Origin of the sequence: Paenibacillus sp. FSL R5-0623 (assembly GCF_037974265.1) — a bacterium.
Taxonomy (GTDB): domain Bacteria; phylum Bacillota; class Bacilli; order Paenibacillales; family Paenibacillaceae; genus Paenibacillus.
Genome location: NZ_CP150233.1, coordinates 6,877,360 through 6,890,116, shown reverse-complemented (window position 1 = coordinate 6,890,116; position 12,757 = coordinate 6,877,360). Strand labels below are relative to the sequence as shown.

Here is a 12,757-nt window from a genome sequence, read left to right as displayed (position 1 = left end):
ATGACGATCCAAGCAGACCAAGAGACAATTACCGTTGAAGCGTTCATTAATGGTCAGAATGTAAAATCCCTTTCGCAGTTAGCAAAAGAGAATCCGGCCAACCCAACTGAGATCGTAGGCTATTTCCCTGTCACTACGAAAGAACAAGCCGTTGAAGCGATTGAAGCAGCGGCAGGAGCTTTTAAAACATGGAAGCAGACCTCCATTGATGAACGCATTATGATGATGCGCAAGGCGATCGAGAAGATTAGAGCAGCTGAGAATGAAATTGTTCATTTGCTGTCCAGAGAGCATGGCAAGCCCCTGTATGATGCACACGGTGAAATTTATGTTTCCTTAATGTGGATGGAGTTTGCTTGTAATGAAGCCAAATCCGCTCTACAGGAAGAGATCAAAGAGCATGAGAATGGTAAAACGATTCTTTCCTATGATCCAATTGGTGTGGTGGCAGCGATTAGTCCATGGAACTATCCTATTGCTTTATCTACGATTAAGATCGCTCCTGCCTTACTTGCGGGTAACACCATTGTGCTTAAACCAAGTCCATATGCGCCACTGGCGGCAGCGAAAGTGGCAGAGATTATTGCGAGTGAGTTCCCGGCTGGGGTAATCAATGTCGTTCATGGTGATGCAGATGTGGGTGTTGAACTGACTAGTAATCCTCTTGTTACTAAAATCGCCTTTACAGGTGGAACTGCAACAGCTAAGCATATTATTAAAGCGGCTTCGGAAACGATTAAGGATATGACGCTTGAGCTTGGTGGTAATGATGCGGCTATCTTCTTGTAAAGTTTTGATGTTCATGATGAGCGAGCCATGCGTCGGATTGTCATTTCAAATTTCTTGACAGCAGGACAGATCTGTATGATCGCCAAACGTGTGTATGTACACCGTTCTATTTATGATGAGTTTGTGGAAAAATATATAGAGGCGGCTAATCGCTGGATTCGAATTGGTGATCCATTTGATTCAAATACAACGATAGGTCCGGTTAATAACCTGAAGCAGAAGAATGTTGTGCTTGGTTTGGTTGAAGATGCGCAAAAGCGCGGGGCTAAGGTCATCCCTCTCGGGCAAATTCTGGATCAGAAGCTGTTTGACCAAGGTTACTTCTTACAACCTACGCTTGTTTTGGGTTGCGATGTTCATGATCCAATTGTGGTGGAGGAACAGTTTGGCCCTACGGTTCCGATTCTGCCATTTGACGATGAAGAGCAGGTTATTCATCTACACAATGAAAGCATATATGGATTGACGAGTTCTGTGTGGGGGAAAGAAGAGGATGCCATCTCCGTCGCACGTCAACTCGAAGCTGGAACGACCATGATCAATACAGCTGCTGTGCAGGGGCTCGACGTTCGGTTCCCTTTCGGTGGCTTCAAGCAATCGGGTATTGGCCGTGAATACGGCGCGGAAGGTATCCGCACTTATACAGAAAAGCATGTCATCAACGTTCCGAAGACACTGGATCTTCCTTATATCCCAGAATAAATGGTATAGAGGTTGTTCAAAAAGGCTCTAACTTTGCGCTTTGTCTACTGATTTTTAAGAATCAGTAGACAGGGCGTTTTTTTGTCTGATCAGTTTGACAGTGGTGACTTTTTTAGAGAAAAAATAACCCCACATCTGATGGAGGTGACGCTGAAAAAATAAAGAAGCCACTCCATTGATGGAGTGGCTTGATACTCAGCTACTATACGGTGAACGGCGGTTATTTTCTACCTAGTGACTCCCAAATTCCATGGAGCCAGGAGTCGAACTCAGCATCTTTGTCGCCCTCGTAAGTATCATAGATATCCAGACGTGTCTTTTGCAATTTTTCCTTAAATTGCTCAAATGTGTGACCTTCAGGAAGGCTTTTTTTAATCCGTAGCAAGATTTTGTTAGTACCTTTAAACAGCTCACCTTTGTTTTTGGCAGGCATTTGTACATCTTCATCCAACTGCTTGAGCTTTTGATATGCGGCTTCGCGCACTTGAAACACTTGATCGTTTTTCAAAACATGCTGCAGCAATTTAATGGTAGGGGCTGTATTCCAGTTCCCCAATTCGTTCACTGCATTCAGTCTTTCTCTCCAGCTCGACGTCCGGTTAGCCGCTCGTTTGAGCTCTTCAAAGTTCTCCGGTAGTTCGTTAACTGCTCCAATATCATGGTTGTTCGTCAAAATTCAATCTCCTTAATCATCGCCATCTCGGCAGAATGATGAATGTTATTTATGTGATCACTATTATAGCACGAACCTGACTAAACTACTCATATGAAGCCGATTGGTTAGCCTTTTCCTTAATGAAGTCCACCATATACACCCAACCAATTAGTCCACATAAAACAAAACCAAACGCATGCAGAGATCCATAAATGGGAATAAAATCGAGTCTAGTTAAGGAGTACATATTTTTCAGTAACGGATAGAAGATGGAAATGACAACAACCGTGTAAAAGGCTAGACAAGAAAGGCCTAAGAAGAAGGCTGCCTTAATATCCAAAGCGTTTTTTCTCAAGTAAGTAAGGAGATAAGCGGTGTAAACCACAATATTACAGGCGAACAAAGTGACACCAATGTATTCAATTGGCTTGGAGAAAATCATACCAATAGCAATCAATATGGGTCCGATGATATCGATGGCAACGACCCAAGGATACCAGCTTTTCTTTGTCATGATGCGCCCCAGTGCACCAATAAAAATCGGAACGATCGCAGATGAGAAATGGAAGTGGAGCGAGCTTAACGCGTGCGTTGAAGGATTAGCTTGGAACAGGTTCAATTGATATTGATATAAGGTAAACCAAATGCCCCCGATAAAAAAATAAACGAGCCCCGCACCAATCGCTATTTCAGCTGCTTTTCCTTTAGAGATTACAATCGTGGTCAAGCCATAGATGCCAAGCAACAGTGTGAACAGTAGCCATCCAAGAGACAGAATTCCTGGGATTTCCGTACTTTCTAACCCCCACATCTTACTACTCATTACCGACGCCAGGGTAAGAAGCGCAGCGGGAATTTGAAGCCATTTCATAGCAGCATAAATCAATCGTTGATGTTTATTCTTTTCATCATGGTTCAAAAGTAAAATCACAAGAGGTACAATGACAAAAGCCGCAAAAAGCAGAAATTTTTCAACAAGTTCAAATTGGAAGTAATCAAGGGAAAATATAAGAATGGTTATAATTCCACCAGGAAACACTGTTAAAAATAATGATTTCATTCGTTGTTTCAAGGAACTTTTCATGGGGTTTCCTTTCTAACTACGTTTATCGTAATAACTGCCTGTATCCAGTTGTGTAGCAGTCTTTAATATAGATCGGCAATTCTTCTTTAAGTAGTCTAACACATTTATTTGTAAATATATGAAAATAAGCTTATCTTACTGCGGTTGATGGAGTCAGGGGAAATAGCCCTTCCGCTTTTCAAAGACTTTCGCGATAAAGGAGCTGTGGTATCAAATGAATAAGGATAAAAGTACAGAAATGAAATACTCTTCAAAGGCAGGGGACATTCTACAACAGATTAATAGTAAAACTAAGCTAGGCGAATTACGAAAAATCGCAAAGGATATTAAAAAAGATCACGAACTAGCTATGGAACTTTGGTCAACCGAAGCATTTTCACCCAGACTATTAGCTATTTTAATTATGGATAAAAAACTTCTTTCACAAGAAGTGCTCAATAAGCTTGATAAGGATATGCAAACTCACACTTTTGATGAGCGAAATAACTTAATGGATTGGTTAATGGCTAATCAGCTCACCAAAGACAAGAAGACCATTGCATTGATGGAGTCATGGGAAAATAGCCCTTCTGCTCTTCAAAGGCGAGCTTTCTGGTATTATCAAGCGCGATTGAGATGGACTGGACAAACGCCTCCTGATAACACCGAAGACTTACTATCTGCAATTGAAGCTAATATTTCGCAGGAAGAGCCGGAAGTGCAGTGGGCTATGAATTTCATTGCAGGCTGGATAGGCATTTATGATCAAAAGAATCGTGCACGTTGTATTAAACTTGGTGAGAATACAGGTCTTTATAAAGATGAAATGGTATCAAAGGGTTGTACTCCTAATTATTTGCCAGAGTTCATTGCAATTGAAGTTAACAAACGAAATTAAAATTAGTTACCCCTGAAATATTCATTAGGATTTGATGTGAAAATAAAGGAATTAGAAGTCTCAATATGAAAAAAGGATCTGGAAGTAAGCTTCCAGATCCTTTTTGCTTGGAGGGCAATTATAACCGTAATTCATTGGTTCTGAAGTATAATACTTATTTCAAGAATCTCAATTAGGTTGAATCCTGTAAGGGCGCGCTTTGGCCGTTGGCTTTTTGCTCATAATTTTTCTTCACAGGAATTTCGAAGCTCCAGTCTCCGGTGAGCAGATCCTGCTGATCCGGGCCATTGGACAGAACTAACTGATTTACGTTGACTTTCAAAAGGAACTGGTCTGGAGGTGGCAAATTCTCGATAAAATAAAAATGGAGGGTGCCATTTTTGGCGAACACTACTCCTGAATCTGTGGCGATGCCGGGAACTATCTTTATCGTTGAAGGGTCCAACATAAAAGTCGGTTTGACCGATTGTTTCGCCCACTGCGTCTCCGATATCTGGTTAGAATGTTTCATGGAGTAATGGATTATTAGGTCATGCCCGTCGAAACGGTAGTTATGAATGAGCAGTGTATAGTCTTTGTCTGTTTTACCGGTGATTAGAACCAATTCGTCCTTCCCGGTTGTTGGCATCAGCGTTGAATCTTCATTTTCAGAGAAGATGGAAGGTAACTTCACCACGAGGTTAGAGGTAAATGAATTCTTCATACTGAATAGTACCACCGCGCAGACGAGCAACAAGATCATGGGTACAGCAGCTATCCTAGAGAGAGACAGGTGTCGAAGCCAAGGAAATATTCTTTGTTTTGGTACAAGGTGTTGTTCCGGAAGCACGGTCGGTATCCGATTGATTTCGTTTTGAACTTCTTCCGTAACAGCCACTTGTGTCTGATTGGGTCCGAACATCGATAACCGTGTTTCAAACCAGGTTGCTCTTTTGCTGCTGTGCGCAGTGATGCCTCCTCCGTGTACCTCGACAATACTTTTTGTTATGGCGAGACCGAGACCTGTACCTCCGGTTTGCTTCGACCTGGAGCTGTCTACCCGGTAGAAACGATCGAAAATAAAAGGTAAATCCCGCTCGGGAATAGGGACTCCATAGTTTTGAATCCGTACAACTAGCATATCTCCATCTTGTGCAATATCGATATCAATATATTTGCCCGTACGCCCGTACTGGATGGCATTGGCGAGTATATTCTCGTATGCCCGTACCAACAGTGCTCCGTCCGCTTGAATGTTGAAGTCTCCTTCTTGAACATTCAGCCTGATTTGCATGCCTGCACTCTCGGTAATCGGCACGAATTCTTCGGCAAGCTGGCCAATTAACCCGGTCATATTAAGCTCGCTGAGTTCCAGAGGCATGCCATTGTTGACCCGTGTGTATTCGAATAGTTCGTCGATCAATCGCCGAAGCGCCAAAGATTTCTCATATGCAATGTTGACGTAATAGCGCATCTCCACCTCATCCTGATATCGATCCTTCTCGATGACTTCGAGGAAACCGAGGATCGAGGTCAGTGGAGTTCGCAGGTCATGAGATACACCGGTGATCAGATCATTTTTGGTTTTTTCCGCCTTGCGTTCCTCCGCAATCGAATGCTTCAACTGCATACTCATCCGGTTGATGCTGAGCGCTACCTCTCCCAGTTGATGATCGGCAATTTCGGGGATTTGATGGTCGAACTGCCCGTTCGCAATCTCCCCTAGACCACGTGTGATTTCCGCGAGATAATGATCCCATTCACTACTCAATTGATTCATACTCTCCGCAATGACGCTTAACTCATCCTTGCCCTTAACCCTTACAACCTGCCCGAACCGCCCTGCCGATATTTCCTGCAATCCGGTGTTAATTTCACGTAAATCCCGAACCAAACGGAGGCTGGCAAGGAAGAAAGTAATGGGGAATAGAACGATACCGGTTATGATCATCACGCGAACGGACCCGGCATACTCAATGAGCCAATTGATCGGAACAGCCACGTATTCAATGTTCTGCAGCGCTCCCGTCATGACATACCCCAAAAAAATAGCTGCGCCTGTCAAAACCAGACTTGCAACCATGATCAGCATTAATCTCCACCGAATCGTATACAGCCACTGTGGTTGGATCCTACTCACCCCTTGCTTTTAAATCGCTTTCGATTTTGTATCCAATCCCCCACACGGTTTTAATGATCCGTGGTTCACGTGGATTGGATTCTATCTTCTCCCGGAGCTTACGGATATGAACCATGACACTATTCTTCGACTCCATAAAAGGCTCATTCCATACTTCTTCGTAGATACGGTCCATACTCAGCACCATCCCTCTATTAACAGCCAGCATGTGAAGGAGCGCGAACTCGCGGGGAGTCAATTTGATTTCCTGCTGATCGACCGTTACCGTGTGGGATGCATTATTAATCACGACGTTTTCGATATGTATTTCGTTCGCATTGCCCAAAACGGAGTTGAACTGGTTCATTCTTCGAAGCTGCGACTTGATCCTTGCGATCAGCTCGAGCGGGTTGAACGGTTTGGTTACGTAGTCGTCAGCGCCGATACTGAGGCCTGATATTTTGTCGATATCTTGGCTTTTAGCGGACAGCATAATGATAGGAATCGGATTCGTCTCTCGTATTTTCATACACGCTTGTAAACCGTCCATCTTGGGCATCATTAGATCCAGTACAATTAGATCCACTTGCTTGGTCTGCAGAATCTTCAGCGCCTCCATTCCATTCGACGCTTGCAGCAACTTATAACCTTCGTTATTGAAATAAATACTCATTAATTGGATGATTTCCGCTTCATCATCCACCATTAAAATTGTGCTTTCCGCCATAGATCCTCCCTATTCCAGCATCTTCCTTCAATTGAAGAGCATCACGATAATTATAAGCGATATTTCTTATGCATTGAATAACGTCAGGACGATTTAAGGAAATGATAAGAAGTTCGGTAGTTAGATGATAAGCTTTCACTTCTATACTGAGTACAACACAAGCGAATCATCGTTTGAACAATACACGAGTGGAGGTTTTATTTTTGAAGCATAAGGTATTACAGAAGGCCATGCTTGTTAGCCTAAGTGTTATGTTAATCGGTATTTCAACAGTTTTTAGCACAGGCAAGCAAGTCTCTGCAAATTCGGATAACGAGGCAGATTCGGCACGTACTTTAAAAGTATTGTACTGGAACGAAGATGATTTCAAAATGACGTATGGAGATCTGTTTAGTCAGAAGTACCCGAATGTAAATATCGAAGTAGTTACACCTGGAGGTATGGAGTCGATTAAGGATTACAACGGGGCAATCAATAAGTATTCACCCGATCTTGTGATGCTACCCCCTTACCAATACCAACAAATGTCTAAAGATAAAAAGCTAGTCGATTTAGAACCTTTAATTAAGCGAGATACGTATGATACGACAACGTTATACCCCGGCTTGCTTGATGAATTGAAGAAACAAGGCGGTGGCAAACTTTATGGGTTAAGCCCAAAAGCGGATTCCTACGCTCTTCTGTATAATGCTGATTTATTTAAAAAGTACAATGTTAAAACACCAACAGATGGGATGACATGGGAAGAGATATTGAATCTTGCTAAGAAATTCCCTACTAAGGGAGATAAGAACTCCCGAATTTGGGGCCTAAGCTCCACTGGATCAAGCAATCTGGTAATGGAAATCGCCAGAACAGAAGGATTAACGTACATGGATCCAAACACCCTTAAGGCTACTGCAAATACAACTGCGTGGAAAAATGCTTATCGTCTGTCGAGCGAGGCAACGAAGTCCGGAGTACTTGACGAGATGATCAGTCTGTCCGGCAAAAGTTACTTGGAAAGCAGCTCGTTCATTATGGGACGATCAGCTATGAAAGTAGCCTCTATTAGTCAGTTGCAATCCCTGCAAGCAGCCAAAAAAGGTGTGAAGAATTATAAACCTTTCACGCTTGGTATTGCTACCGGTCCAGCCGCTAAGGACCGAAAGTCAACAGGGAACGTGTATGTTAATGAGATATTTGCAATTCCAGCAGGCGCATCTCATGTTGATGCAGCTTGGGATTTCATCAAATATTTCAATGGAGATGACTACGCTAATGAATACTATAAACCCAAGAACTCGAACAATAGTATCGGTGCTCCTCTATCTCGCATGATTAAGGAGTACTCAGGGTACAAGTTGGATGCATTCTATAAATTAAAACCTGATCTGGATTCATCGATAACAAGTTATGTTCTCATGAACAAGTCACCAAATTTTGAATTGAGATTTCGGTCAATTGTATTGAAAGAATTGACACAGGTAGTAAACGGGAAGAAAACATTAGACAAAGCAACTGCTGCTATTCAATCCAACACTCAAGCCGTTGCTGATAAATTGAAGAAGGCTCAGACGGTAAAGTAATAGACTCTCTACAGTTATTATATTTCCCCGAAATATAGAGAGCGGAATAGTCCATACGACATTTATGTATAGAGGTCAGCCGTTTTACTGGTTGACCTCTTTGGGTTAAGTAGTGAGTCTATCAGCTTCCCTGGATAAACAAAAAAAGAGCCGCTCATCATGCGGCTCTCGATCTGATTTTAACGCCCGCCCGTATTCGAAGCCCAGACAGGAATCCAACTGTTCGGATAATTGCTATTGGTCAGGGTTGTGTTATAGAGAACTAAATTCCCATCACTTTGCATGACCAGTGTGTCACCCGTTGTGTTAGCCGGTAAGCTGCTCCCGTGATGACCTGGAATCCATGAGGTGGTATTGGGAGACCAAGCAGCTACCTGTACGGAAGTATCAATCATCAAAACTTTATCCCACCCCCAACCGGTGTAATATTCGAATTTACCTGTAGCCGGGTTGAAACCATAACGATAACCATATTGGTAAACGTCTTGATATTTCATGCCATATTTATAGATGACAGGTTTCCCGTACTGTGATTCAAAATTGAACGAAAGAGCCCCACTGTTACTGGTACCGCTACTCCAGAGAGAAGAACCGTTTTGATAGATAACGAAGTTCCCGTCATTCTGCCAAATGGCTGAAAATCTACCATCTTGGGAGGTGAGATAGTCACCCTTCGCCATGCTTTGGCCGATTGTGAGCTTATCTCCAAGATAGCCAGCAGAAGCCGTTGCTGGTACGGCAAATGCAAGAATCAACAAGCAAACCAAAAAAACTCGAAAAGATTTCGGGAACAATTTATTCATTGGACACGCTCCTATGTTCTTTATAATGGTTAAAGCTAAATACATAGAAAAACAAACCCTTACAATTATTGCGTATTTCTGCGCAGCGTTCGGTTAGGAGTGGTGGAAGAGCAATCAACACATCCCCCAATGATAATTAAAGGGAAATCAGATATAAAATGCTCTCGGTTCACCTCCTTTAATAGACAAAATTAGTTGCTTGAATGCACTATATGTAAATGGATGTGATACCTAGAGTGGAGGGGGGAAGGCTCGGTGGAAACTTGCTATTCAGTGGACTATGTAGATGATATTACTTTTTATTCCATTATAGCAACTAAAAAGATAAAATACATTATTTTCTATGAAAATCTTTCCGGGTGATTGTGGAAGGCATAAATGAATACTTTTAACTAGTCTCACTCTCGACTTACAGTTAGTAGTTCAGCTGTGACGAACGATTTATTTTTATTTGTGGATATAGGAATTTGGACGAATGTGTCGAATGATTGATTAGATTGAATTTGAAGTATTTAAGAAGGGTTTCAGAAGATTTTCTCATCCAGAGGAAAGATACGAGGAGGGTCATATGATTTTTGGCAAAAGGATAGGGAGCTTCATTCTGGTCTTGTCTCTCATTACAGGACTGTTGTACTTAAAACCATCAGATAAGGTGTATGCTGCGGCTCCAACGTCAACAATCACAATGGATAACACACTGCTGAGAATTGGCAGCACATCACAGGTAACCTTTACGTTCTCGGAAGCGGTACAAGGGTTGGATAATGGAGACTTAACGGTTCCAAACGCTACACTGACTGCACCTTCATCTTCAGATGGAGGCACTACTTGGACCGCAACTCTCACACCTAAACCCGACACTACAGATGCATTGAACGTCATTACTCTCGACAACTCAGGTGTGATGAATCAAGACCGTACTGTAGGTGTAGGTATAACCACCTCGAGTAATTATGCGATTGATACAATAAGACCCACAGCAAATATTATCATAGCTGGTACGGTCCTTACTGCTGGGCAGACATCACTGGTTACTATTACGTTTTCCGAAGCAGTGACAGGTTTTGACGTCGCTGACCTTTTGGTTGAGAACGGTACGGTGAGCGACCTTAGTTCATCCAATGGAGGTATTACATGGACTGCGACATTGACGCCAGCTTATGGTATCACGGATGAAACCAACATCATCACGCTTGATAATACAGGCATGAGCAATGATGTAGGCAATGCTGGCATAGGGACAACGATCTCGAATAATTATGAGGTCTATACCGCCCGGCCAACGGCAACGATTGTAGTAGCCGATACAACGCTGATCATTGGTAAAACATCACAGGTCACCATCACATTCTCTGAACCAGTTACAGGATTTACTGTTGCAGACCTTGCAGCGATGAATGGAACCATTAACAATCTGGCTACTAACGATAATATTATCTATACAGCAGAACTAACCCCGACTGTCGGCATGACTGCTGGAACCAATAAGATTACACTCGACAATACGGGTGTGATGAATCAAGGCGGCATAACAGGTACGGGTACAACGGATTCCAATAACTACGCCATTGATACGGTTAGACCTACAGCAACGATTGACGTCACCGATACGACAATGACTGCCGGGAAGACATCGCAGGTCAACTTCACTTTTTCCGAAGGAGTTACAGGATTTACCAATGACGACCTGACCGTTGCAAACGGTACGCTGAGTGCCGTTAGTTCATCCAATGGAGGTATTACATGGACTGCGACATTGACGCCGGCTGTTGGCACCACGGATGGCACAAATATCATTACGCTTGATAATACAGGCATCAGTGATGTTGCAGGCAATGCCGGAACGGGTACAACGGATTCGAATAATTATACGGTTTATACCGCCCAACCAACAGCAACGATTGTTGTAGCCGATACAACGCTGACCAGTGGCAAAACATCAGCGGTAACGATCACATTCTCTGAGGCCGTGTCGGGTTTTGATAATGCAGATCTGACGGTTGCAAGTGGTACACTGAGTGCTGTTCAATCATCCGATGGGGGTGTGACGTGGACAGCAACGTTAACACCTCAAGGTAACGTTAACAAATCGGTCAATGTTATTACCCTTCAGAATAATGGAGTGTCCAATGGTGCCGGTAATGCAGGACAGGGGATAACGGAGTCCAATCCGTATTCAGTTTTCACTGTACAGCCCGTACAAACAACAAGTCCGAGTACTCCTTCAGCACCAATGGCTCCTATAGACAATACAGTCACTTCAACAACGGGTAAAATAACCGTTCCGGTGGGAAAATCAGGGTTGGTTAGCTTAGGTAAAGAGATTCAGATCTCAATTCCAGCAGGAGGATCATCTCAAGAACTGACTCTATCGATTGATAAAGTGTCTAATACCGAAATTTTGCTAACAAATAAAGAGATTCTGGCCAGCCCAGTTTTTGAGCTTTTGAAGAATTTCCCGGAGAACTTCCTCAAGCCGGTAAAAATGACCTTTACATTTGATTCATCAGGTCTTGAGAGTCATCATTCGACAGCTGTATATTATTATAATGAAGTGAACAAGGCATGGGAGAAAGTGGACGGAGGCATTATAAAAGGGAACCAAATCATAGTTGAGGTTAATCACTTTACGAAGTATGCTGTCCTTGTTATAGATAAAATTAGCGGGAAGCCGGTCTTGAATAATCCAGTTGAACCCACGACGGAACCTGGTTTTAGCGATATCTCGGGACACTGGGCTGAAGCAAGAATTAAACAAGCTTCAAGCAAAGGCATCATCAACGGTTATCCGGATGGAACGTTCAATCCGGGGAAGAACATCACACGTGCCGAGTTCTCAGTTATGCTGATGGGTGCATTGAGTTCACAAAAAGCAGAATTGGAACTGGTATTCTCAGATAAAACCGAGATCGGAACTTGGGCCAAAATGGCAGTCTCGCAAGCCGTGCAAGAAGGCATTATTAGCGGTTATCCGGACGACACGTTCCGTCCGAACACCAATATAACACGTGCCGAGATGGTAGTGATGGTTGCGAATGCGATAAAGGTATCTATTACAGGCAATGCTACAACGTCTTTTGCAGATGACAAATCTATTCCTGTTTGGGCGAAAACTTCTGTGGAAGCTCTGAAGGAACTTGGTCTTGTAGAAGGCATGGGTAACAACGATTTCAAACCTAAAGCGCAAACCACCAGAGCAGAGGCTGTTGTTATATTAATGAACATGATAGATAAAACCAAAGCAGAATAGTAGTCAACCGAGAAACATCTCTACCTCTATAAAGAGGAAAGCAAGTTGGAGTAAAAGATAGATACCTCGTCGTCTGAGTGTTTTGAGATATTATATGAAGAAACTAAGGCACCCTGCAGGGTGTCTTTTTTTTTAGCCAGTGCCAGTGTACTATGTCGAACGTACCCAGTAGGTGATAGCGTAAGAAGAATTGAGCTGCGTGTC

8 protein-coding genes and 1 pseudogene are annotated in these 12,757 nt (G+C 42.9%); 4 read left to right on the top strand and 5 right to left on the bottom strand.

The features are described 5' to 3' along the window. Positions 1-1,491: pseudogene (locus MKY92_RS30135) on the top strand (aldehyde dehydrogenase family protein). Between the two features lie 220 nt (positions 1,492-1,711). Here the strand turns inward: MKY92_RS30135 and MKY92_RS30130 are convergent. Together MKY92_RS30130 and MKY92_RS30125 are read right to left on the bottom strand one after the other, a co-directional pair. Then, positions 1,712-2,164, bottom strand: a complete 453-nt coding sequence (locus MKY92_RS30130; RefSeq protein WP_339298672.1) for a HEAT repeat domain-containing protein — start codon at positions 2,162-2,164, stop codon at positions 1,712-1,714. An 85-nt stretch (positions 2,165-2,249) separates the two neighbouring features. Continuing rightward, positions 2,250-3,206: a YndJ family transporter gene (locus tag MKY92_RS30125; RefSeq protein ID WP_339298671.1), complete on the bottom strand. Its 957-nt coding sequence runs from the start codon at positions 3,204-3,206 to the stop codon at positions 2,250-2,252. A 238-nt stretch (positions 3,207-3,444) separates the two neighbouring features. On the opposite strand from MKY92_RS30125, the gene MKY92_RS30120 reads away from it, so the two are divergent. Then, positions 3,445-4,107, top strand: a complete 663-nt coding sequence (locus MKY92_RS30120) for a DNA alkylation repair protein (protein WP_339298670.1) — start codon at positions 3,445-3,447, stop codon at positions 4,105-4,107. 172 nt (positions 4,108-4,279) lie between these two features. On the opposite strand, the gene MKY92_RS30115 is transcribed toward MKY92_RS30120, so the two are convergent. Together MKY92_RS30115 and MKY92_RS30110 are read right to left on the bottom strand one after the other, a co-directional pair. Continuing rightward, positions 4,280-6,226: an ATP-binding protein gene (locus MKY92_RS30115; RefSeq protein WP_339298669.1), complete on the bottom strand. Its 1,947-nt coding sequence runs from the start codon at positions 6,224-6,226 to the stop codon at positions 4,280-4,282. After that, complete coding sequence (locus tag MKY92_RS30110) at positions 6,219-6,932, bottom strand: response regulator transcription factor (RefSeq protein ID WP_145324950.1); 714 nt, start codon at positions 6,930-6,932, stop codon at positions 6,219-6,221. The genes MKY92_RS30115 and MKY92_RS30110 overlap by 8 nt, the downstream gene beginning before the upstream one ends. Before the next feature lie 203 nt (positions 6,933-7,135). Between MKY92_RS30110 and MKY92_RS30105 the strand changes: the two genes are divergently transcribed. Further along, a complete protein-coding gene (locus MKY92_RS30105) occupies positions 7,136-8,500 on the top strand; it encodes an extracellular solute-binding protein (protein ID WP_339298668.1) in 1,365 nt (454 codons plus the stop codon). A 179-nt stretch (positions 8,501-8,679) separates the two neighbouring features. On the opposite strand, the gene MKY92_RS30100 is transcribed toward MKY92_RS30105, so the two are convergent. Further along, positions 8,680-9,303, bottom strand: coding sequence for a hypothetical protein (locus tag MKY92_RS30100; RefSeq protein ID WP_339298667.1), 624 nt, complete (start codon positions 9,301-9,303; stop codon positions 8,680-8,682). A gap of 568 nt (positions 9,304-9,871) precedes the next feature. Between MKY92_RS30100 and MKY92_RS30095 the strand changes: the two genes are divergently transcribed. Next, positions 9,872-12,553: an Ig-like domain-containing protein gene (locus MKY92_RS30095; protein ID WP_339298666.1), complete on the top strand. Its 2,682-nt coding sequence runs from the start codon at positions 9,872-9,874 to the stop codon at positions 12,551-12,553. The last annotated feature ends 204 nt before the right edge of the window (positions 12,554-12,757 follow it).

Bases quoted from the DNA above. Each gene is read 5' to 3' on its own strand.
- MKY92_RS30125 (WP_339298671.1), bottom strand. From the start codon at position 3,206: ATGAAATCATTATTTTTAACAGTGTTTCCTGGTGGAATTATAACCATT.
- MKY92_RS30120 (WP_339298670.1), top strand. From the start codon at position 3,445: ATGAATAAGGATAAAAGTACAGAAATGAAATACTCTTCAAAGGCAGGG.
- MKY92_RS30110 (WP_145324950.1), bottom strand. From the start codon at position 6,932: ATGGCGGAAAGCACAATTTTAATGGTGGATGATGAAGCGGAAATCATC.
- MKY92_RS30100 (WP_339298667.1), bottom strand. From the start codon at position 9,303: ATGAATAAATTGTTCCCGAAATCTTTTCGAGTTTTTTTGGTTTGCTTG.
- MKY92_RS30095 (WP_339298666.1), top strand. From the start codon at position 9,872: ATGATTTTTGGCAAAAGGATAGGGAGCTTCATTCTGGTCTTGTCTCTC.